Genomic DNA, 22,267 nt, shown 5'->3' with positions numbered 1-22,267 from the left:
ATCAGCCCTTCTCAGGGTCCTTGAGACCGACGCCGACGTAGTCGATGCCGCCGGTCGCGGCGTTCGCCGAGGAGAACAGGCCGGTGACGTTCTCGCCCGGCAGCATGACGCCCTTGGCGACCATGAGCGGGACCACCGGGGCCAGCTTCAGGATCTGCTCGTCGAGGTCGCCCCACTGCTTGTTCGCGGCCTCGATGTCCGTCATCGCGCCGATCTCGTCGATCCGCTTGTTGATCTCCGGGTCGTTGATCTGGGCGAGGTTGCCGTTGCCCTTCTCGTAGATGTTGCGGCCGTCGAACAGCGGCGGGAGGAAGGTCGCCGCCGACGAGGCCCAGTCCGGGCACCAGCCGGTGATCGCGGCGTCGTGTTGCTGCGACGGGGTGCCGATGGTCTCGTAGTAGGTGGAGGTGTCGATCAGGTTGAGCTCGACGGTGATCCCGACGCGCTCGAGCGCCTGCTGGACCGCCTCGGCCTGGGCCTGCATGGACTCCTGCGCGCGGATGTCGAGCGTGAGGGTGAACCCGTCAGCCAGGCCCGCCTCGTCCAGCAGCTTCTTGGCGGCCTCGACGTCACCCGTCCCGTCCTGCGACGGGTACAGGTCGAAGTCCTTGTGGCCCGCGACCGACGGCGGCAGGATCGTCGTGGCCGGGTCACCGAGCTGCGTGCCGCCGCTCGCGTTCACGATGGTGGTGCGGTCGATCGCGTAGCTGATCGCCTGCCGCACGCGGACGTCGTCGAGCGGCTTCTTCGTGGTGTTCAGGCCCATGTAGGTGGTGCAGATGCCCGGGAACTCCAGGACGCGCTCCTTGAGCTGCGGCGTCTGCAGGCGCGGGAGCGTGGCCGGCTGGATGTTGCCGGAGATCGCGTTGACGTCCGCTCCTTGCCCGGCGATCAGGCGCTCGTCGATCGTGGCCGGGTCCAGGCCGATGGTGAACTCCCAGGCGTCCGGCTTGGCGGCGCGCACCTCGTCCGTCGCCGGGTCCCAGTTCTCGTTGCGCTCGAGCTTGATGGTGCTGCCCGGCACGTACTCGGCCAGCTTGTACGGGCCGGACGCGATGATCTTGTGGATGAACTCGTTGCCCGCACCGCTGTCCACGGGGAACGGCGTCGCGTTCACCTGGGAGAGCACGGCGTCGAACTCGGGGAACGGCTTGATGAGGTGGAAGACGATCGTCTTGTCGTCCGGCGTCTCGATGGTCGGCATGTCGCCGCTCTTGTACGGGCCCTCGTAGCCCTTCGGGGCGTCGATGACCTGCTTGAGGTACGGCGAGCCGATGCCGATCTGCGGGTCCCAGGCCCGGGAGATGCCGAACTTGACCTCGGCGGACGTGATCGGGTCGCCGTTGTCGAACTTGAGCCCGTCCTTGAGCGTGTAGGTCCAGGTCAGGCCGTCGTCGGACGCCTCGCCGAGGCTCTCGGCGAGGTCGGGGACGATCTTGGTGGGGTCCTCGGACGAGCCGGGCGCGGACGTCGTGAGCTGCCGGTAGACCAGCCGGTAGAAGTTGTTCACCCCGCCGTCCCAGCCGCGGGCCGGGTCGAGGTAGGAGAAGTCGGCGTTCTGCAGGACGTGGACGGTGCCGCCCTCGGCGGGCTCGGCGGTGAACCCACCGCCCCCTGAGGAGCTGGTCTGGCCGCCGCCGCATGCGGCGAGCGCGAGGGTCGTGGCGACGGCGATGACCGCCGTCGGTATCCGATGGAGCTTCACGGTGTGGCCTCTCGATCTGTGACGCTGAAGCGTCGAGGGGGTCGTACGGGTAGGACGTGAGGGTGGGGGCCCTCGGGCGTGGTCCGGGTCCGGTCAGGTGTGCCGGAGCCAGACCCGCATCGCCCCGGGCTCGCGGTTCGCCCAGAGGTGGTAGGGCACCAGCGCGACCTGCGTCGTCGTCGACGAGGCCGGTGGGTTGGGTGGGTCGGTCCGGTCCGCGGCCGGGTACGGGTCGTCCGACGGCGGAGGCCGCCGGCTCACGTGCGCGGTCAGGGCATGCCGCAGGACGGCGTCGAAGCCGTCGGACGGCGGCGGCTCGCCGACCGCGTGCACGACGACGTCGTCGAGGGGCGCGGGGGAGTCGGCCTGTTCCAGGCAGTGCACCACCGGCCCGCGCACGGCGGCGACGGCGCCGCGCGTGGCGTCCACCGCGGGGTGCGACGTGACGAGCCGGGCGTGCATCGGCAGGTCGAGCACCACCTCCTGCCCGGGTCGCCACGCGCGGGTCAGGCGCAGCCAGCCGTCCGCGGCCCCGGCGGCCACGGGCGTGCCGTCGACGGTGACCCGCGGCGCCGTCGCCCAGCCGGGGACCCGGACGGTCAGGGTCGCGGGGGCGGCGTCGGCATCTGGCTGGGTGGCTGTGTCGGTGGCCGTGTCGAGCACGCGGATCGTGATGCGCCCGTCCCACGGGTAGTCGGTGACGATCTCGACCGAGAGGGCCGGCGAGTGGACGCGGCCGGCGGCCGGCAGGGCGATCGTCAGCCCGTCCGGCGTCGCCAGGGCGATGTGGTCCTGGAGCTGGCTGACCCAGCGGGTCGCGTTCGGCGGGCAGCACGCGCAGCCGAACCAGGCGCGGCGCAGGGGCTCGGCCGGGTCGACGGGTCGGCCGTCGGTATGGTCGGGACGCCGCTGCAGCGGGTTGTCGTAGAAGAACCGCGTGCCGTCGAGCCCGATGCCGGCGGCGAACCCGTTGTAGAGGACGCGCTCCACGTGGTCCAGCACCGCGGCGCTCCCGGTGGCGAGGAACAGCCGCCAGCCCCACTGCATGGTGCCGATCGCGGCGCACGTCTCGGCGTAGGCGCGCTCGGACGGCAGCTCGTACCGGTCGCCGAACGCCTCGTCGGAGTGCCGCGAGCCGATCCCGCCCGTGACGTACGACTTGGTGCGCACCATGTCGTCCCACAGCCGCAGCAGGTGGTCGATGCGGGCTGTGTCACCTCGTTCGATGGCGACGTCGGTGGCGCCCGCCGCGAGGTAGACCATGCGGACGGCGTGCCCGGTGACGGTGTCGAGGTCGCGCAGCGGCGCGTGGTCCGCGTAGTAGGAGGGCCCGAACGGCGCCCGGGCGAAGAGGCCCGAGCCGCGTCGCTCGACGAACAGCTCGGCCTGGCGCAGGTACGGCTGGTGCCCGGTCTCGCGGTACAGCTCGACGAGCGCCGCCTCGATCTGGGGGTGGCCGCAGTACTCCGCGCGCCCGTCGTCGCCGAACCGGTCCACCACGAGGTCCGCGAACCGGCGGGCGACCGCCAGGGGTCGGCGGTCGCCGAGCCGGCGGGCGGCGGCGAGGGCGGCCTGGATCAGGTGCCCGAGGTTGTACAGCTCATGGCCCCCGGCCAGGTCCGCCCACGGGACGCCGGGCGCGCCGGCGCCCTGGTGGTACGTCGAGAGGTAGCCGTCCGCGGCCTGCGCGCCGGCGATGAGGGCAACCGCCTCCTCGTAGAAGGCGCGGACCTCCGCGGTCTCGTGTGCCGTCTCGTTCGCCGTCTCGTTGCGGGCGAGCTCGTACGCGGCCGCCTCGAGCGTCTTGTAGGCGTCGGTGTCGGCGAACGGGTAGCTGCCGCTGAACGGCTCACCGGTCGAGTGCGCCACGCGCCGGAAGTTGTCCAGGACGCCCGAGGCCCGAACCTGGCCGATGGCGTGGGGCAGGGTCGCGTGGGTGTTGCGCCGCTGCCACTGGCCGAGCAGGCCGCCGGTGAGGACCACGTGGCCCTGACCGAGCGGGCTGCCCAGCGGTCCGGCGACGCCGGCAACGGGCAGCCGGCTGGTGCGCTCCGGCGCCCCGGTCGTCGTCTCGGATGGCATCGTCCCGCCCTTCCGGCCTCGGCCTACGATATGTGATGCGTGATATTCTACTGATCGACCCGGGCGGTGTCGATGGGGTGAATGTAAACGTCGCGTTTCGGCATTCGTCGGCCACTTGAGGCCCCATAAGACCCGCCCTTGCGGGCTCCGCTCAGGTACTCTCAGGCGCACTGGTGACGGGAATCCTGTCCGGTGTAATATACTACTAGCGATCCCTGACCATCCAGGAGTGCACCATGAGCACCGCATCACCGACCCCGTCGGTCCGTCGTCTCCAGCCGGTCGCGAGCCTGCGCGAGCAGGTGCACCGCGCGCTCGTGGCGGCGATCGTCGCGGGCGAGCTGGAGCCCGGTGAGCTCGTGTCCGTGCCGACCCTCGCCGCGCGCTTCGACGTGTCGGCGACGCCTGTGCGGGAGGCCGTGCTGGACCTGGAGCGGCGGGGATTCCTCGAGGCCGTGCGGAACAAGGGATTCCGCGTCACTCGCGTGAGCGACCAGACGCTGCGGCACGTCGCCGCCGTCCGCCTCGTGATCGAGCCGGTCTGGATGGAGCGGCTGGCCAAGTCGTTCCCGGTGGGGCAGCTGGGGGAGTTCCGCGCGCTGGCCGACGAGATCGTCGAGCGTGCGCGCACGGGCGACCTGGTCGCCTACCTGCAGGCGGACCAGGCGTTCCACCTGCGGCTGATGGGGCTGCTGGGCAACCCCGTGGCCAGCGAGATCGTGGCCGACCTGCGGGACCGGGCGCGCCTGCTCGGGCTGTCGACGATGGTCGCGAGCGGCACGCTCGCCAGCTCCGCCCAGGAGCACCACGAGCTGCTCGACCTGCTCGCGGCCGGGGACGGCGCCGGTGCCAAGGCGCTCATGGAGCGGCACATCGGGCACTCGCTGGGTACGTGGGCGGGCAAGCCGGAGGACTGACAGGTTGCTGGTCGAGCTTGTCGAGACCTGGTGTCTCGGCAGGACCCGGGTCTCGACAAGCTCGACCAGCGAAGTGAGACGAACGAGAGGGTGGATGTGGCAGCGGACGTCGTGATCGTCGGCGCCGGCATAGTCGGCGCGGCGTGCGCGCGCGCCCTCGCGCGGGCGGGCTCCCGGGTGACGGTGCTCGACCGCGGGGCGGCGGCGTCCGCCACCAGTGCCCACGGCGAGGGCAACCTGCTGGTCTCCGACAAGGGCCCCGGCCCGGAGCTGGAGCTGGCCCAGGTGTCCCTGGGCCGGTGGGCGCACCTCGCCGACGAGCTGGCGGACGAGCTCGGGCCGCGGTTCCCGTCGATCGAGCACGAGGCCAAGGGCGGCCTGGTCGTGGTCACCTCCGCCGACGGCCTGGACGGGCTGCGCGGGTTCGCCGACGCGCAGCGCGCGGCCGGCGTCGAGGCGGTCGAGGTGAGCGCCGAGCGGGCGCGCGGGCTGGAGGCGGACCTGGCGCCCGGCGTCGTCGGCGCCGTGTACTACCCGCAGGACGCGCAGGTGCAGCCCGTTGCCGCCGCCGAGGCGCTGCTCGCGTCCGCGCGCCGGGCCGGCGCCGTCGTCCGCACGGGCGTCGAGGTGACCGGGCCGCTGCTGGGGGCCGACGGCCGCCTGACCGGCGTCGCCACCTCCCAGGGCGACGTGCCCGCGGGCGACGTCGTCGTCGCGGCGGGGCCGTGGTCGGCCCAGGTCGCCGAGCGGCTCGGCTCCTGGATCCCGGTGCGGCCGCGCCGCGGGATGGTCCTGGTGACCACCCCGATGGGGCAGCGCATCCGGCACAAGGTGTACGACGGCGACTACTTCGCGGCCACCCAGTCCGCGGGCGCCGAGCTGCAGACGTCGGCGGTGATCGAGTCGACGCGCGGCGGGACCGTGCTGATCGGGTCGAGCCGGGAACAGGTGGGGTTCGACGACCGCTTCAGCGCCGAAGTGCTCGCCCAGATGGCGCGCCGTGCGGTGGCGGTGTTCCCGTTCCTCGCGCGGACCAACGTCATGCGGTCCTACCTCGGGTTCCGGCCCTACATGCCGGACCACCTCCCGGCGATCGGGCCCGACCCGGCGCTGACCGGGCTGTGGTTCGCCACCGGCCACGAGGGCGCGGGCGTCGGCCTGGCCCCGGCGACGGGCGACCTGCTCGCCGCCGCGATGCTGGGGCTCGCGCCCGCGGTGGACCCGGGCGCGTACGCCGTCGACCGCCCGGGGCTCCGGAACCATCGTCCCGCCGACGTGTCAGACGTACAGGTCACTGGGGTGACCCCTGCGTCTGACACGTCGGGGGGCGCTCGCGGGGAGGCGCGGATATGACGTCGCGACGTGTGCCGGCGGAGCGTGACCTGGTCGAGCCGGGACCCGACCGCCCGCTGACGATCCTGGTCGACGGCGAGCCCGTCACCGGCACCGCCGGGCAGACGATCGCGGGCGTGCTGCTCGGCGCCGGACGGCGGGAGTGGCGCACCACCCGCGAGGGCGGCGCCCCGCGCGGCGTCTTCTGCGGGATCGGCGTGTGCTTCGACTGCCTGGTCGAGGTCAACGGCCTGCGCGACGTGCGCGCGTGCCTGCGCCGTGCGCGGGGCGGCGATGTCGTGACCCGTCAGGGCGGCGACGTCGGCAGGGATCCGGAGGTGACCGCATGAGGCACGTCGTGGTCGTCGGCGCGGGTCCCGCAGGGCTCGCGGCCGCCCGGGCAGCCGCGGAGGCCGGCGCGCGCGTCACGCTGCTCGACGCCGCCGACGGGCTCGGCGGCCAGTACTGGCGCCACCTGCCGGCCGAACGCCCGGCCGGTCGCGAGCACCTGCTGCACCACCGGTGGACGACGTTCGGCGAGCTGCGCGACGCCCTGGCGGCGCACCCGGCCGTGACGGTCGTCCCGTCGGCGCAGGTCTGGTCGCTGGAGCGGGCCGACGCCGGCGTTCGCCTTAACGTCCTGGTGGGGGAGCCCGACGGCGTCGGGCGGGAGGCCCGGGTGCTCGAACCCGATGCGCTGGTGCTGGCCACCGGCGCTCACGACCGGACCCTTCCGTTCCCCGGCTGGGAGCTGCCCGGGGTCTACTCGGCCGGGGCGGCGCAGGCGCTGGCGAAGGGGGAGCGGGTCGCCGTCGGACGGCGCGTCGTCGTCGCCGGGGCCGGTCCCTTCCTGCTGCCCGTCGCGTCCTCGCTGCTGCAGACCGGCGCGACCGTGGTCGGCGTGCACGAGGCGGCCCGGGTCGCCGCCCTCGTGCGCGGCTGGCTGAGCCGGCCCTGGGAGCTGGCCGGCGCGGCGGGCAAGGCCGGCGAGCTGGCCGGCTACGTCCGCGACCTGGTGCGCCACCGGGTGCCGTGGCGGCCCGGCGAGGCCGTGGTGGCCGCGCACGGCGACGGGCAGGTCGAGGCGGTGACCGTCGCGCGCCTGGACGAGCGCTGGGCGCCGGTGCCTGGGACGGAACGGCAGGTCGAGGCCGACGCCGTGTGCGTGAGCCACGGCTTCACGCCGCGCCTGGAGCTCGCGATCGCCGCGGGCTGCGCGCTGTCGCCGAGCCGGTTCGTCATCGTCGACGACGCGCAGGCCACCTCCGTGGCCGGGGTGTGGGCCGCCGGCGAGATCACGGGCATCGGCGGGGCGGATGCCGCGCTGGCCGAGGGCGCCGTCGCAGGCACGGCCGCGGCAGGGGGCGACACGGCCGCGGGGCCGGCCCGGTCCGCCGGGCGCGCACGGTCCCGGGCCCGCGGCTTCGCGGCGCGCATCGAGGCGGCGCACGGCATCCGCGGCGGGTGGGTCGGCTGGCTGCGCGACGACACCGTCGTCTGCCGCTGCGAGGAGACCACCTACGGCCGCATCCGCGAGGTGGCCGAGCTGACCGGGTCGCGCGAGACGCGCTCCGTGAAGCTCACCAGCCGAGCCGGGCTCGGCCCGTGCCAGGCTCGGATGTGCGGCCGGACGCTCCAGGAGCTCCTGGACGGGCCGACGCCGCCGGCCGGTACTGCGCCGGCTGACACTGCGCCTACCGTCGATCGGCGGCCCTTCGTGGTCCCGGTCCGGCTAGGTGATCTCGCGGCCATGCCGTCGACAATGCCGCCGTCGACAGCCCGACTTCCAGCGCCCGAGCCGGCGCCATCCGAACCCTCAGCAACCCGAGCCTCAGCAACCCGAGCCTCAGCAACCCGAGCCACAGGAGACCAGACATGAACCAGCGTTTCGACCTCGGCGGCGTGATCGTCGCCACCACCCTCGCCTTCACGCCGGACGCGTCCGCTCCAGCCGGGCTCGCCGTCGACTACAAGCGGTTCGCCGCGCACTGTGACTTCCTGATCGAGAACGGCTGCCGCGGCGTCGGGCCGAACGGCTCGCTGGGCGAGTACTCGTCGCTGACCGACGACGAGCGCCGCAAGGTGGTGCAGACCGCCGTCGCCACGGTGGGCGACCGGGGGCTGGTCGTGGCGGGCGTGCACGGCGTCGGCTCGCACCAGGCCAAGCACTGGGCCGAGCTCGCGGCCGAGGACGGGGCCGACGGCGTCCTGCTGCTGCCGCCCACGCTCTACCGCGCGAACCGGTCCGAGGTGATCGCGCACTATGCCGCCGTCAACGAGGTCGGCCTGCCGATCATGATCTACAACAACCCGATCGACACGAAGGTCGACCTCACGCCCGACATCCTGGCCGAGCTGGCGCAGCTCGAGAACGTCGTGGCCGTGAAGGAGTTCTCCGGCGACGTGCGGCGCGTGCTGGAGATCAAGGAGCTGGCCCCCGACCTCGACGTCATCGCCGGCGCCGACGACCTGCTCTTCGAGTCGCTGGTGGCGGGCGCCACCGGCTGGTTCGCCGGCTACCCCAACGCGTTCCCGCGCGAGGCCGTCGAGATCTACACCCTGGTCACCGAGGGGAAGATCGCCGAGGCGCGCGAGCTGTACAGCCACCTCGTGCCGGCGTTCCGGTGGGACTCCCGGACCGAGTTCGTGCAGGCGATCAAGCTCTCGATCGACATCGCCGGGCAGAGCTACGGTGGTCCCACCCGCCCGCCGCGCGGCCCGCTGACGGCGGAGCACGAAGCCCAGGTCCGCAAGGACACGGAGGCGGCGCTCACCTATATCGCCTCCCGCACCCCCCGCTGAGTGCTGGATATTTGCGGCCTCGAAAGGATTCGACAGCGCAAATAGCCAACACTCAACGAAAAGGAGAGAGCATGCGATCCAGCAGGACCATCACAGCCGTCGACTCGCACACCGAGGGGATGCCGACGCGCGTCATCACGGGCGGCGTCGGGCCCATACCCGGCGACACGATGAACGACCGGCGGCTCTACTTCATGGAGCACATGGACGAGCTGCGGCTGTTCCTCATGAACGAGCCGCGCGGGCATGCCGCGATGAGCGGCGCCATCCTCCAGCCGCCCACGCGGCCCGACTGCGACTGGGGCGTCGTCTACATCGAGGTGTCCGGCTGCCTGCCGATGTGCGGGCACGGCACCATCGGGGTGGCCACGGTCCTGGTCGAGACGGGCATGGTCGACGTCGTCGAGCCGGTCACCGAGATCCGGCTCGACACCCCCGCCGGGGTGGTGGTCGCCCAGGTGGCCGTCAGCGACGGCCACGCCGACTCCGTGACCATCGAGAACGTGCCCAGCTTCGTGACGGCGCTCGACCAGGTCGTCGAGGTGCCCGGCTACGGCACCGTGCCCTACTCGATGGCGTTCGGCGGCAACTTCTACGCGCTCGTCGACCTGGACGACCTGAAGCTGCCCTTCGACCGGGCCCGCCAGCAGGACCTGCTGGCCGCCGGGCTGGCCATCATGGACGCGATCAACGAGACCGCCCTGCCGAAGCACCCGGAGCTCGACGGCGTCGAGGGGTGCCACCACGTCGAGCTCATCGCCCCCGGCTCCGACGCCCGGCTCTCGCGCCACGCGATGGCGATCTGGCCGGGCTGGTTCGACAGGTCGCCGTGCGGTACGGGGACGTCGGCCCGGATGGCAGAGCTCTGGGCCCGGGGCGAACTCGGGCTGAACACCGACTTCGTCAACGAGTCGTTCATCGGCAGCCGGTTCGTCGGCCGGCTGGTCTCCGAGACGACGGTCGCCGGCGTGCCCGCCGTCGTGCCGACCATTACCGGGCGCGCCTGGGTGACCGGCACCGCCAACTACCTGCTCGACCCGAGCGACCCGTTCCCGACGGGGTTCGTCTTCTGATCCTGTTTACCCCGCCCGCCGCCCGAGCCCGCCGCCCGAGCCCGCCGCCCGAGCCCGCCGCCCGAGCATGCCGCCCGAGCCCGCCGCACGAAACCGCCGTCCGACCCCGCCCCCGAACCGCTTCTGATGAGGAGCCGATCCATGACCGCCACCGCGGCGCCCGAGCTTGACCGCACCGTCGACGACGTCGCCCGCCGGGCCACCGAAGCCTTCGCGGGGCTGTCCCACGTCGACCCCGGCGTGCGGGCGGACGCCCTGCGCCGCGCGGCCGCCGTCCTGGGCGACCACGCGGACGAGCTGGTCGCCACCGCCCAGGCCGAGACCGGCCTCGCCGAGGCCCGCCTGCGCGGCGAGCTCAAGCGCACGCAGGTGCAGCTGCGCCTGTTCGCGCGCGTCGTGGCCGACGGCGCCTACCTCGACGTCCGCCTCGACGAGGCCGACCCCGACTTCGTGCTCGGCCCCCGCCCCGACCTGCGCCGCACCCTCTGGCCGGTGGGCCCGGTGCTGAACTTCGCGGCGAGCAACTTCCCGTTCGCGTTCTCCGTGGCCGGCGGCGACACCGCGGCGGCGCTCGCGGCGGGCTGCCCGGTGATCGTCAAGGCGCACCCGGGGCACCCGCGGCTGTCGGAGCGGGTTGCCGAGCTCGTGGCCGGGGCGCTCGTCGAGGCGGGACTGCCGTCCGCCACGCTGCAGCTCGTCAGGTCGCAGGACGCGGGGACCGCCCTGGTCGAGCACCCGGCGGTGCGGGCGGCGGCGTTCACCGGGTCGCAGCGGGTCGGGCAGCTGCTGGCCGCCCGGGCCGCCGCGCGGCCCGACCCCATCCCGTTCTTCGGCGAGCTGGGCAGCGTCAACCCCGTGCTCGTCTCTCAGGGGGCGCTGCGCGAGCGGGCGGACGAGCTGCTGGGCGGCTACGTGGCGAGCGTGTCCGGGTCCGCGGGCCAGCTCTGCACCAAGCCGGGCTTCCTCCTCGTCCCGCAGGGTGCGGAGTACGACGACGTCGTGGCCGCCGCCGCGGCGCAGGTGCCCGAGCACCGGCTGCTGAACCCGTCGATCACCGACGGGTACGAGCGGCGCGTCGCGCAGGTGCTGGGCGTGGACGGCGTCCGGGTGGTGCACCGGGGTGGGCTGCGCCGGGACGACGACGGGCAGGGCTGGGCGACGCCGACCTTCGTCGCCGTCCCGCTCGACCTGCTCCGGGACGCCGGGCCGGCGCTGCTCGACGAGGTGTTCGGGCCGTTCTCCGTGATCGTGGAGTACCCGGACGGCACGGACCTGGCGGGCGTCGTCGGCGAGCTGTTCCCCGGGAACCTCACGCTGACGCTGCACCTGGGGGCGGGGGAGAACGCCGGGCCGGCAGAGCTGGTGCACGCGCTGGCCGAGCACGCGGGCCGGGTCCTGCTCGGCGGATGGCCCACCGGCGTCGCGGTCACGCCGGCGATGCAGCACGGAGGCCCCTGGCCGGCGACGACCACCGACGGGACGTCGGTCGGCACCGCGGCGATCGGCCGGTTCCTGCGCGGCGTCGCCTTCCAGGACGCGCCGCAGGAGCTGCTGCCCCCGCCGCTGCGCGACGACAACCCCTGGGGCGTGCCCCGCACGGTCGCGCCGCGCGGCGAATCGCTGGAGTGGTGACGCGCCCGGTCCGGCGGACTGACTCGGCGTCGGAGATACGCCGAGTCAGCTGGCCGGTCCGGCCGGCCTACAGCCCCGTCATCCGGAGCATCGCCTCGGTGTAACGCTCGCCGCTGACCTCGATCTGCTCGGCGCCGGCCGCGATCTCGCCCAGGTCCTCGGGGGTGAGCTCGACGTCGGCCGCGCCGATGTTCTCCTCGAGGCGGCTGATCCGGCGCGTGCCGGGGATCGGGACTATCCACGGCTGCTGCGCGAGCAGCCAGGCCAGCGCCACCTGCGCCGTCGTGCAGCCCTTGCGGGCGGCGACGGCGCCGAGCAGCTCGACGAATGCCTGGTTGGCGTCGCGGTTCTCGGCGCTGAAACGCGGCAGGCCCGTGCGCATGTCGTCGTCGGCGAGCGGCGTCGAGGCATTCAGCGCGCCGGTGAGGTAGCCCCGGCCCAGCGGGCTGAACGGGACGAACCCGATGCCGAGCTCCGCGAGCGTCGGGAGGATCTCGGGCTCGGGGTCGCGGGTCCACAGCGAGTACTCGCTCTGCAGCGCCGTGACGGGCTGGACCGCGTGCGCGCGGCGGATGGTGTCGGCGCCCGCCTCCGAGAGGCCGAAGCGCCGCACCTTGCCGGCGTCGATCAGCTCGGCGACGGTGCCGGCGACGTCCTCGATCGGCACCTGGGGGTCGACGCGGTGCTGGTAGAAGAGGTCGATGACGTCCGTGCCGAGCCGGCGCAGCGCGGCGTCCGCGACCTGCCGGATGTGCTCGGGGCGGCTGTCCGTCCCGACGCTGCGGCCCTCGTCGTCCAGCTTGAAGCCGAACTTCGTCGCGATGACCACCTGGTCCCGCACCGGGGCGAGGGCCTCGCCGACCAGCTCCTCGTTGACGAACGGGCCGTAGGCCTCGGCGGTGTCGAAGAGCGTGATCCCGCGGTCGACGGCGCCGCGCAGCACGCCGATCATCTCGTCGCGGCTGCCGGGGTTGGGGCCGTAGCTCCGGCTCATGCCCATGCAGCCCAGCCCGATGGCCGAGACCTCGAGGCTAGCGGCTCCGGATCCTAGTGTTCGTCGCTGCATCAGATAACTCCTCGTCGTGGATGGAACGTGGTGTTGTTCGGGGACATCAGGCCGCGCCGGTGCCGCGGTACGGGCGGAAGAACTCCCGCAGCTCCCGCGCGTACAGCTCCGGCTCCTCGAACGCCGCGAAGTGCCCGCCTCGCTCGGGCTCGGTCACCCGCACCGTGTTGGTGGTGCGCTCGAGCCAGGCCCGGGGCGGCCGGACGACGTCGCCGCGGAACAGCGAGAACCCCGACGGGACCTCGACCCGGCGCGTGAGCTGCCCGGCGTGGATCGCCGAGTTCGCGTGATACATCCGCATGGACGAGCCGATCGTGCCGGTGAACCAGTAGATCGACAGGAGCGTGAGGATCTCGTCGCGCGTGTAGCCGCGGTCGACCCCGCCGTCGCTCCACCCGTGGAGCTTCTCGACGATCCAGGCGGCCAGGCCGGCGGGCGAGTCGTTGAGCGCGGCGGCGGCCGTCTGCGGCTTGGTGCGGTGCATCGCGCCGTAGGCGCCCTCGGTGGCGCCCCAGGTGGCGACCTCGGCGAACCAGGCGCGTTCCTCGGCGGTGAGGGTCGCGGGATCACCGGCGAAGACGGGCAGCCCGGCGTCCGTGCGGTGTACGGCGGCGACCCGATCGGGGTGGTCGAGCGCGAGGTACCGGCTCACGTGGCTGCCCATGTCGCCTCCCGCCGCGCCGAACCGCTCGTAGCCGAGCCCGCGCATGAGCTCGGCCCACAGCCCGGCCACGTCGATGGAGCTCAGCGGGGGCCCGGTGGGCCGGTCCGAATACCCGAAGCCGGGCATGTCGGGGACGACGACGTCGAACGCGTCAGCGGGGTCGGCGCCGTGCGCGCCCGGATCGGTCAGCAGGGAGACGACCTTGGCGTACCGCCAGAACGAGTCAGGCCACCCGTGGCAGAGCACCAGCGGCAGCACCGGCCCGGCCGGCGCTACCGCCCGGGCGTGCACGAAGTGGATCCCCAGCCCGCCGACCTGGGCCCGGAAGCGAGGGAGCCGGGCGAGCGCCGCCTCCTGGGCCGGCCAGTCGAAACCGTCCGCCCAGTACGCGACCAGCTCACGCAGGTAGTCGAGATCGATACCCAGGGACCACCCGGCGTCCTCGGGAGCGTCGGGCCAGCGTGTCATCCGCAGCCGGGTGCGGAGGTCCTCGATCTCCTCCGGAGCGGTCTGCGGGGCGAACGGCTCGGGGGCGAAAGGGGTGTCCGGCACAGCGAACACCCTATGTCGTCGAGCCCGACGTCGACCGGTCGGCCGAACCAGGCACTGTCAGTACCCGGACCGAGAGGGACTCCCCGGCCGCGCCCGGCGGGCGTTGACTCGAGGCGACGGTCAGACTGACGACGACAGAAGGAGCGCGCCATGCACACCAGGAAGCTCGGCCAGGGTCTCGAGGTCTCGGCCATCGGCCTCGGCGCGATGGGGATGTCGATGAGCTACGGGCCGAACCCCGGCAGCCGCGACGACATGATCGGTGTGCTGCGCCACGCCGTGCAGCGGGGCGTCACGTTCATCGACACGGCCGAGGTGTACGGGCCGTACGTGAACGAGGAGCTGGTCGGCGAGGCGATCGCGCCGGTGCGCGAGCAGGTCGTCGTCGCGACGAAGTTCGGCTGGAACATCGTCGACGGCCGGATGCAGGGCACCGACTCGCGCCCCGAGCAGATCCGCCGGGTGGCCGACGCCTCGCTCCGCCGGCTCGGCGTCGACGCGATCGACCTCTTCTACCAGCACCGCGTGGACCCCGACGTGCCGATCGAGGATGTCGCCGGGACGGTGGGGGAGCTGGTCGCGGAGGGCAAGGTCAAGCACTTCGGCCTCTCCGAGGCCGGAGCCACGACGATCCGGAGGGCGCACGCCGTGTTCCCGGTGACCGCCGTGCAGAGCGAGTACTCGCTGTGGACGCGTGACCCCGAGCCGGAGGTGCTGCCGGCCTGCGCGGAGCTCGGCATCGGGTTCGTGCCGTTCAGCCCGCTCGGCAAGGGCTTCTTCACGGGCACCGTCTCCCCGGACGCGTCGTTCGCGCCGGGGGAGATCCGGTCCCGCGTGCCTCGCTTCGAGGCCGAGAACCTCGCGGCGAACCAGGCCCTGATCGATCACGTGCGTGCCCTGGCCGAGCAGCGCGGAGCGACGCCCGCCCAGGTGGCGCTCGCCTGGCTGCTCGCCCAGCGCCCGTTCATCGTCCCGATCCCCGGCACGCGCCGCACCGAGCGGGTCGACGAGAACGCGGGCGCCACCACGGTGGCGCTGTCCGCCGACGACGTCGCCGACCTCGACGGGCTCGTGGCCCGGCTCGGCGTGGCCGGCAACCGCTACGACGACGCGGGCATGGCCGCCGTCGGCCGCTGAGCGCGCGCCGGGCCGGGCGGACGGCGGGCGGCGCGCGCTAGAACTGCCCCACGCTGGTCGAGCTTGTCGAGACCCCCGGCCTCGGCAAGCTCGACCTACGTCGGCCTGCGGTCGGTGTCAGTGGTCGGTGCCAGACTGAACGACGGATGAGATCCAGCCGCAGGAACGGGACCGGGGGTCACCGAGATGCCGACGATGGGGAACTTGCCCGAGGTGGTTTCGCAGCAGGAGTGGGACGCCGCCCGTAGGGAGCTGCTCGTGCAGGAGAAGGAGCTGACCCGGCTCCGTGACCAGGTCAACGCGGACCGGCGCCGGCTGCCGATGGTCCGCGTCAACAAGCCGTACACCTTCGAGGGCCCGGACGGGCCGGTGAGCCTGCTTGACCTGTTCGAGGGCCGGCCCCAGCTCGTGATGCACCACTTCATGTTCGCCCCGGACTGGGACGAGGCGTGCGCGAGCTGCTCGTCGGCCGCCGACGGGATCGGCCGGCTGAGGCAGCTCCACGTGCGCAACACCACGCTGGCGGCCGTGTCGCGGGCCCCGTACGAGAAGCTCGCCGCCTTTCGCGAGCGGATGGGCTGGGAGTTCCCCTGGTACTCGTCGTACGGCACCGACTTCAACTACGACTACCACGCCACCCTGGACAGCCGGGTGGCGCCGGTGCAGCTCCACTTCCGCACCGAGGCCGAGCTCGCCGACGCCGGCACGCCGTGGACCAGCGGGCCGTGGACCGAGAGCATGAACGACTCCGAGCTGCCGGGCATCAGCGCGTTCCTCCGGGTCGACGACGAGGTGTTCCACACCTATTCCACGTACGGCCGCGGCATCGAGGAGTTCCACAACGGCTACCCCTACCTCGACCTGACCGCCCTGGGCCGGCAGGAGGAGTGGGAGGAGCCGAAGGGGCGCTCCGTCCCGCTCGGGCTGCAGGTGGGCGGGCCCGCGATGCGGGTGCCGGATCAGTACGAGGTGTGACGGCTGACGTGCCCCGCGTGCCGGCGAGCTCGCTGGCACGCGGGACCTGCCTCAGCTGATGTTCCAGGTGCTGCCCGTGTAGAGCTTGTCGGGGGTGTGCACGCCGACGGCGGTGCCGTTGTAGCTCACGCCCATGTAGCAGCTCATCCGCTGCGAACCACTGTCGCCGCTGATGTTGTACTTGACGCTGCCGCTCCAGGTGGTCGGGTGCGGCTCGTGGATGTCATGCCAGTACGACGGCCCGTTGTTGTTCGACGTGTCGCCGGCCCAGCAGGCCACCTGGTGGTTGCCGGGGCCCAGGTTCTTCCAGTTGATGACCCAGTACTCGCAGCGCTCGTTGGAGCACCCGGCGAACACGCCGGACGATGTCACCGAGAACTCCGGCACCGGCTCCGGGTCCGTCTTGCCAGTCGCACTGGACCAGGCGCTCCAGCCAGCGGCGTTGTGGGCACGAGCCTGCAGCGTGTAGGTCTGGTCGTAGTAACCACCCACGCGGACGTTGAACGGCCACGTGGTCTGCGTCCCGGCGCAGCCGCTGCCGCAGACTCCCGACACCTTGTACTCGATCTTGTCGACGTCGCGGCCGCCGCTGCTGCTCGGGCCGGTCACCGTGAAGTATCCGTTCTTGGGGTCGGACCGGTGATAGGTGATGCCTGGGGTCCCCGGCACGGTGTACGGGACCACCGCGTTCGACGGCGCCGACGGATCGGAGCAGGTGTACGCGTTGCAGGTCAGCACCTGGAACGTGTACGACGTCCCGTTGTTCAGGCCCGTGTACGTGTACGGCGACGCGGCGTCGTCCCTCGCGTCCAGGCCGCTGGCCTGGACCTTGTAGTAGCCGCCCGTGCCGCGGAAGTCCGCGGTCGGGTTCCACGCCACGTCGGCCTGGCCGTTGGTGTTGGAACCGAGCGACGCCCTCGGCGCGCCCGGCGGGTCCGGCGTGCCGAACGGCACCACCTCGTTGGACTGCGGGCTGGGTTGGGACTTGCCCGCCTTGTTTTCGGCCATGACCGTAAACCGGTAGCTCGAGTCGGTGCTCAGGTCCTCGACGACCGCCGGGGATTTCGGCACCTGAATGGTCTTCACCTGCGAACCGTCCTGGAACACCGCCACGTAGTACCGCTGGACCGCGTCGCCGTTGTTGGCCGGGGCCTGCCAGGTCACAGTAATCTGGCCGCCCTCGGCCGTCGGCTTCCGGGTGGCGGTCGGCGCCGCCGGCTGCGCGGGCGGCGCGGCCGGGACCTCGGACGCCGACGGGTCGGACCAGTCCGAGGGGTCCGGAGCCTTGTTCTTGGCCTGTACCCGCACCGTGTACGCCGTGCCGTTCTCCAGCCCGGTCCAGGTGGTCTGGTTGCCCTGGAGGCACGTCTTCTGGGTCACGCCGTTGTCCGGGGGCGGGCTGATCTCCAGGTTCACGCACTCGATCGCCGACCGGTCCGTGTAGGCCTGGTTCTTCCACGAGACGATCAGCTTGCTGTCCCCGAACTCCAGCGTCGGGGGAACGGGCTTGTCCGGCTTCTCGTCCGGACGCACCTCACGCGACGCCGGTGAGGGCTCCGAGTCGTCCACCTCGTTGGTGGCGACGACCGTGAAGGTGTACTTCACGTTGTTCTGCAGCCCGGTGAAGGTGCACGTCGTCGTGGCGCACCGCTGCTCCTGGCCGTTGCTGGCCTTCACCGTGTAGCCCGTGATGTCGGCGCCGTTGTTGTTGGGCTGGTCCCAGCTCAGCACGACGGTCTCCGAGCGGACTTCCTCGACGCGCGGCGCGCGGGGCGCGTCCGGCTTGCCGAGCACCGTGAGCTTCGCGATGCCGTCCATCTCGCGGTCCGGGTCCTTCGTGCCGTCCTGCACGCGGTAGCGCACCATCATCGTGCCGGTGAAGTCCTCGTCGGGCGTCACCACGAGCTGGTCACCGCTGTACGACGGGCTGCCGTCACCCGTGTCGACAGTGGGCGTGCCCACCAGCTTCAGCGGTTCCTCGGGGAAGGGGTTGACGTCGTTCTCCAGCACGGGGATGGTCGTCGCCTCGCCCTGGTGGGCGTCGGTCACGACGTCCTGGGTGGTCTGCACCAGCGCCCGCGTGGAGGCCACGACCTCGACCGTGAGCTTGGTCTGCACCGGCGGGTTCTGCCCGTCGGAGACCGTCATCGGCAGCTCCCGGATGGTGCCCTTCGCGACCGACAGCTCCACCTGCCCGGTGATCGTCGCGCCCGAGACGTCCGTCGTGATGCCCTCGCCGCCGGTGACCTCGAACGTCAGCGGGTCCTTGTCCGGGTCCTTGACGTACCGCGACAGGTCCACGGACGCGTCCTCGCCCGCGGCGACCTTCAGCACCGGGGTACCGGTGATCTTCGGCGGCTTGTTCTCCGCCGGCGTCACGTCGATCGGCAACGTCAGCACCGAGGTCAGGCCCTCGGCGTCGTCGGGCCCCTTGCCGTCGGTCACCTCGAAGCTGACCGACGCCGCACCCGCGTAGTCCTCGGTCGACGTGTACACCACGGTGTCGTCATCCGTCGCCGACGCCGAGCCCTCCAGGGCCTTGATCGTGTCCTCCACGGTGATCCGCGGCTCGTGGTCCTCGCGGACCACTATGTAGTCGGCGAGGTCGATGGTGAGCGGCTCGCCACTGGTCGCCTTGAGCGGGCCCTGGCCGGGCTTGACGTGCGGGCGGGACTGGTCGCCCGGCACCCGGACGAACGCCTTGGCCTCGAGCCCGTCCATGTCCGTGACGGTGTAGGTGATGACCTGCGCTCTCTCGCCGAGCTGGATCTCCAGGGCGTTCGAGTCGGTGACGGTGACGCCCTCGAGCCCTTCGTCGACGGCGACCTTGAGGTCGGCCGCGACGCCGTCCGGGTCCACGTCGTTGTCCAGCACCTTGACCGTGACGCTGGAGGAGCCCTCCACGTCGTCGGCGGTCACGACGTCGTCGTGCCCGACCGGGCGCAGCAGGGGCGCGTCCGGGTCCACGTTCACCGTGATCGCGCCGGTGGCCTTCGCCTTGTACGTGTCCTGGATCCCGTAGAAGAAGGAATACGCGCCCTTCTGGCCGGGCGCGGTGACTACGACGTCGTCCTCGACGGCCTTGGGCTTGAGGTCCTTGGTGCCCTCGAAGCTGCCCGCGACCAGGCCGATCTGGTCGCCGTCCGGGTCGGAGTCGTTGTCCAGGGCCGCGATGGCCACGGTGCGGCCGGGCCGGACGGTGGTCTCGTCGTCCGCGGTCTGCGGCTCCTGGTTGGTCGCCGGGGCGGGCGCGATGCCGACCCTGATGAGCCCCTCCGCCGGTGCACCCCGCGTGTCCATCACCTGATAAGTGAAGGTGTCCAGGCCCGTCGCGTCAGACGCCTTGTAGTCGATGAAGCCGTCCACGATCGTGGCGGTGCCCTTGGACGGCGCGCCCGAGATCGAGCTCAGGGTCACGTAGTCGCCGTCCGGGTCGGTCCCGTCCAGCGGAAGCGGGATCCGCACGATGCCCTCGCTGAGCACGCGGGCCTCGATGTCCGGCAGCTGCGGGGCGCCGTTCTCGGGGGTGTCCACCACGTTGATCGTGACCTGCGCGGAGTCCTTCTGGCCGTTCGAGTCCACCACCTCGTAGACGGCGTGGAAGGTGCCCGCCTCCTGGCCGGCCCGGAAGCGCACGGTGTTCTCGGAGACGAACGCCTCGCCCTCCGACGGCTTCGGCGCCTCCTGCAGCTCGTCCGTCACGGTCATCTTCAGGCCGTCGGGGTGGGTGTCGTTCTTCAGCACCGGGATGGTCACGACGTCGCCCGCGTGCACGGTCACGACGTCGGGCCCGGCCTCCGGCGGCCGGAGCTGGGCCGGGGCGGGGATGGAGACCACGCGCACCTGGCCCCTGGTGGTCCCGGTCTCGTTCGCCACCGTGTAGTCGACGACCACGGACCCGCTGAGGCGCTTCAGCTCGGTGACCTTGAGGATCTGGTGGTTCAGCACGGACACGTCCACCGGCGATCCCGGCGGCACGTCCACGCCCTGGACCACGAGCACGCCGCCCGCGGGGTCCGTGTCGTTGGCCAGCACGTCCACCAGGGCCGTGCCGCCGGTCGGCAGCAGCACCTGGTCCGATACCGCCACGGGCGAGCCCGTCGCGTCGGAGGGGGTCAGGACGTCCACGCGCACGAGGCCGAGCGTGGGCGGGTTGGGCCCGTCGGAGATCTGGTAGGTGACGTCGTACGAGCCAGGATCGTCGCTCTCGAACTTGAACGTACCCGTCGTCTGGTTCGACGTGATCGTCGCCGGCTTGGGCCCGTCCACGCGCGTCAGGCGCAGCTTGTCGCCGTTCGGGTCGGAGTCGTTCTTCAGCGGGTTCACGGTGACGGGCTCACCGGCCAGGACCGTGACGTGGTCCTGCACCGCGATCGGCGGCACGTTGGTCGCCACGACGTCGACGATGAGCTGGCCCTCGACGGGCAGGCCCGCCGAGTCGGACACCGTGATGTCCACGATCTTGTGCCCGGTCGTCGCGCCGCCGTCCCGGAACTCGACGGTGCCGTCCGGCCTGGACCTGACCTCGTCGAGCTTGTCGGCGGTGCTGGCGTTCGACAGGAACAGGTCGTCGCCGTCGGGGTCCTTGAAGTACGGCAGCACCTTGATGCTCGCCAGACCGTCCTGGCCGACCTGCAGCACGGGCTTGCCCGACTGCGTGGGCGCGTTGTTCTGCTCCAGCGGCACCACCTTGACGTCCACCGACGTGGTGGCAGTGCCGCCCTCACGGCCGTCGTCCACCTCGTACTTGAAAGTCGTGGTGCCCTTCGCGTCGGCGGGCACGTTCGCCTGCAGCGCCGCGCCGTCCAGCACGCGGTCGACGCCGATGTCGCCGTCCACGTCGCCCTGCACCGACGCGGTCATCACGTCGCCGTCGGGGTCCAGGTCGTTGCCCAGCACGTTCAGGACCGTCGTCCGGCCCGGACGCACGCCGAAGGTGTCCGGCTTGGGCTTCGGCGGACGGTTGGCCCTGTTCCGCTCGGCGACGACGTGGTCGACCTGCTCCGGGGTGGCCTCCTCGGACTCGGACTTCTCGCCCTCGGCGTCCTTCGGCGTGGTGAAGTCCCAGTCGTCGACCAGCTCGAACTCGTCGGCCGCCATCCACAGCGTGCCGTCGTTGATGTCGTTCAGCACGATCACGTCGCGGTTCACCCGGTAGACGAGGTTCGCCTCGGCGTCCACGCCCTCCAGCACCTGCTCGACGTCGTTGTCCAGCTCGGGGCAGTCGCGGACGACCTGGCCCGAACCGGACCAGGCGCCGTAGGTGCAGCCGCCGAGCTGCACGGGTTCCGAGGGCTGCGCGCCGGCCGCGTCGGGAGCCGTCCGTATGGTGGCGATCCCGCCGCCGAGCGGCTGGGAGACGAGGCCCTTGGTGGTGGCGAGCACCACGTTGTCCGCGTCGTCGGACGGCTGCTGCAGCCTGGCCTGCGCGCCGTCCTCGACCTCGACCGTGTCGCCGCCCGGCAGCACCAGCGTCGCGGTCGACGTGTCGAGCACTACCGGCTCGTCGCCCACCGCGGAGATCTGCACGTCGGCGTCGGCGTCCAGCGGAAGATCCGACTCCTCGGGATCCTCGGCGCCGCCCTGCTCGCCGGTGGGGATCGTGTGGAGCTTGCCCTCGGACGGCACCGCGAGGAACACCGTGCCCTCGTTGCTCACCGTCAGCTCGCCGCCCTTGCCGGCCTTCAGCGTCGGCTTGAGCTCCTTCTCGTCGAACGCGACGGCGCCGTCGAACGGGATGACCCACAGCCGGCCGGTCTCGTCGTCGTACACCGCGGTCGTCGCGCCGCCCGCGGCCACCTTCGCGCCCGGCGGGAACTTCATCGTCCCGTCGAGGGCCAGGAGCGCGGGGTTGACCGGGCTGGCCGACGAGTCGCTGCTGCTGTCCAGCAGCACACGCTGGGCGTCCTGCTCCACGTCGAAGCTGCTCGAGTTCGCCAGCAGGACGCCGTCGAGGGCCTTGGCCTCGTAGTTGAAGCGGCCGAGCTTGCCCGAGGCCACCTGCGTCACCCACACGCCCGAGTCGTTCAGCTGGACGTCCGCCGTCGCCTCGCCGTCGTACCACAGGGCGAAGCCGACCAGTCCCGCGCCGAACAGAGCCACCACACCCACCGAGGCCGCCGTCCGGCGGTTCTCCGACACGCGCGCGAGCAGGCTCATGCGTCCTCCCAAGATCATCTCCAACGAGGAGCACTCCACCGTGGAATGTCGCCCGGTTGCCGCACAGGCATGACGAGAGGAGCGTACCGAGGGAGCAGGTGAATTGTCGCCGAAAGACGCGCGTTCGTGCCCGGCTTTCCGCCGTCGCACTCCCGGTCGGGCCGGCGCTAC

General features: G+C 72.3%; 14 protein-coding genes. 9 read left to right on the top strand and 5 right to left on the bottom strand.

What is annotated here, in order from left to right; genetic code table 11:
* Nucleotide 1 precedes the first annotated feature (1 nt).
* The gene (locus ACFT2C_RS13495; RefSeq protein WP_377207579.1) at nucleotides 2-1,705 is read right to left on the bottom strand and encodes an ABC transporter substrate-binding protein; all 1,704 of its coding nucleotides are present in this window, start codon (nucleotides 1,703-1,705) and stop codon (nucleotides 2-4) included.
* A 93-nt stretch (nucleotides 1,706-1,798) separates the two neighbouring features.
* The gene (locus ACFT2C_RS13490) at nucleotides 1,799-3,787 is read right to left on the bottom strand and encodes a glycoside hydrolase family 127 protein (protein ID WP_377207578.1); all 1,989 of its coding nucleotides are present in this window, start codon (nucleotides 3,785-3,787) and stop codon (nucleotides 1,799-1,801) included.
* A gap of 236 nt (nucleotides 3,788-4,023) precedes the next feature.
* Between ACFT2C_RS13490 and ACFT2C_RS13485 the strand changes: the two genes are divergently transcribed.
* The 7 genes from ACFT2C_RS13485 (at nucleotide 4,024) to ACFT2C_RS13455 (ending at nucleotide 11,543) form a co-directional block, all read left to right on the top strand.
* On the top strand, nucleotides 4,024-4,704 hold the full coding sequence (locus ACFT2C_RS13485; protein ID WP_377207577.1) for a GntR family transcriptional regulator: 681 nt from the start codon (nucleotides 4,024-4,026) through the stop codon (nucleotides 4,702-4,704).
* Between the two features lie 90 nt (nucleotides 4,705-4,794).
* Nucleotides 4,795-6,057, top strand: a complete 1,263-nt coding sequence (locus tag ACFT2C_RS13480; protein WP_377207576.1) for an NAD(P)/FAD-dependent oxidoreductase — start codon at nucleotides 4,795-4,797, stop codon at nucleotides 6,055-6,057.
* Nucleotides 6,054-6,386: a (2Fe-2S)-binding protein gene (locus tag ACFT2C_RS13475; RefSeq protein WP_377207575.1), complete on the top strand. Its 333-nt coding sequence runs from the start codon at nucleotides 6,054-6,056 to the stop codon at nucleotides 6,384-6,386. The genes ACFT2C_RS13480 and ACFT2C_RS13475 overlap by 4 nt, the downstream gene beginning before the upstream one ends.
* Nucleotides 6,383-7,915, top strand: coding sequence for an FAD-dependent oxidoreductase (locus tag ACFT2C_RS13470; protein WP_377207574.1), 1,533 nt, complete (start codon nucleotides 6,383-6,385; stop codon nucleotides 7,913-7,915). The genes ACFT2C_RS13475 and ACFT2C_RS13470 overlap by 4 nt, the downstream gene beginning before the upstream one ends.
* Nucleotides 7,912-8,838: a dihydrodipicolinate synthase family protein gene (locus ACFT2C_RS13465; protein WP_377207573.1), complete on the top strand. Its 927-nt coding sequence runs from the start codon at nucleotides 7,912-7,914 to the stop codon at nucleotides 8,836-8,838. The genes ACFT2C_RS13470 and ACFT2C_RS13465 overlap by 4 nt, the downstream gene beginning before the upstream one ends.
* A 71-nt stretch (nucleotides 8,839-8,909) precedes the next feature.
* Nucleotides 8,910-9,911 (top strand): proline racemase family protein, encoded by a 1,002-nt coding sequence (locus ACFT2C_RS13460; protein WP_377207572.1) that lies wholly within the window; start codon nucleotides 8,910-8,912, stop codon nucleotides 9,909-9,911.
* 141 nt (nucleotides 9,912-10,052) lie between these two features.
* Nucleotides 10,053-11,543 (top strand): aldehyde dehydrogenase (NADP(+)), encoded by a 1,491-nt coding sequence (locus ACFT2C_RS13455; protein WP_377207571.1) that lies wholly within the window; start codon nucleotides 10,053-10,055, stop codon nucleotides 11,541-11,543.
* Nucleotides 11,544-11,610: 67 nt separating this feature from the next.
* Here ACFT2C_RS13455 and ACFT2C_RS13450 read toward each other — a convergent pair whose 3' ends face one another.
* Entirely contained in the window at nucleotides 11,611-12,609 is a 999-nt protein-coding gene (locus ACFT2C_RS13450; RefSeq protein ID WP_377207570.1) for an aldo/keto reductase, read from the bottom strand.
* Between the two features lie 46 nt (nucleotides 12,610-12,655).
* Entirely contained in the window at nucleotides 12,656-13,825 is a 1,170-nt protein-coding gene (locus tag ACFT2C_RS13445; protein ID WP_377207569.1) for an epoxide hydrolase family protein, read from the bottom strand.
* 150 nt (nucleotides 13,826-13,975) lie between these two features.
* Here ACFT2C_RS13445 and ACFT2C_RS13440 point away from each other — a divergent pair, with 150 nt between their 5' ends.
* Both ACFT2C_RS13440 and ACFT2C_RS13435 read left to right on the top strand, forming a co-directional pair.
* Nucleotides 13,976-14,962 carry an aldo/keto reductase gene (locus tag ACFT2C_RS13440; RefSeq protein ID WP_377207568.1) on the top strand — a complete coding sequence of 329 codons (987 nt, stop codon included), beginning with the start codon at nucleotides 13,976-13,978 and terminating at the stop codon, nucleotides 14,960-14,962.
* A 213-nt stretch (nucleotides 14,963-15,175) separates the two neighbouring features.
* Nucleotides 15,176-15,937, top strand: coding sequence for a DUF899 domain-containing protein (locus tag ACFT2C_RS13435; RefSeq protein ID WP_377207618.1), 762 nt, complete (start codon nucleotides 15,176-15,178; stop codon nucleotides 15,935-15,937).
* Between the two features lie 51 nt (nucleotides 15,938-15,988).
* Here the strand turns inward: ACFT2C_RS13435 and ACFT2C_RS13430 are convergent, their stop codons facing one another.
* Entirely contained in the window at nucleotides 15,989-22,096 is a 6,108-nt protein-coding gene (locus tag ACFT2C_RS13430; protein ID WP_377207567.1) for an Ig-like domain-containing protein, read from the bottom strand.
* Nucleotides 22,097-22,267 lie beyond the last annotated feature (171 nt).

This window comes from Promicromonospora sp. NPDC057138, from assembly GCF_042670845.1.
GTDB lineage: Bacteria > Actinomycetota > Actinomycetes > Actinomycetales > Cellulomonadaceae > Promicromonospora.
The sequence above is the reverse complement of the archived record's forward strand: the minus strand, read 5'-3'. Positions and strand labels throughout refer to the sequence as shown.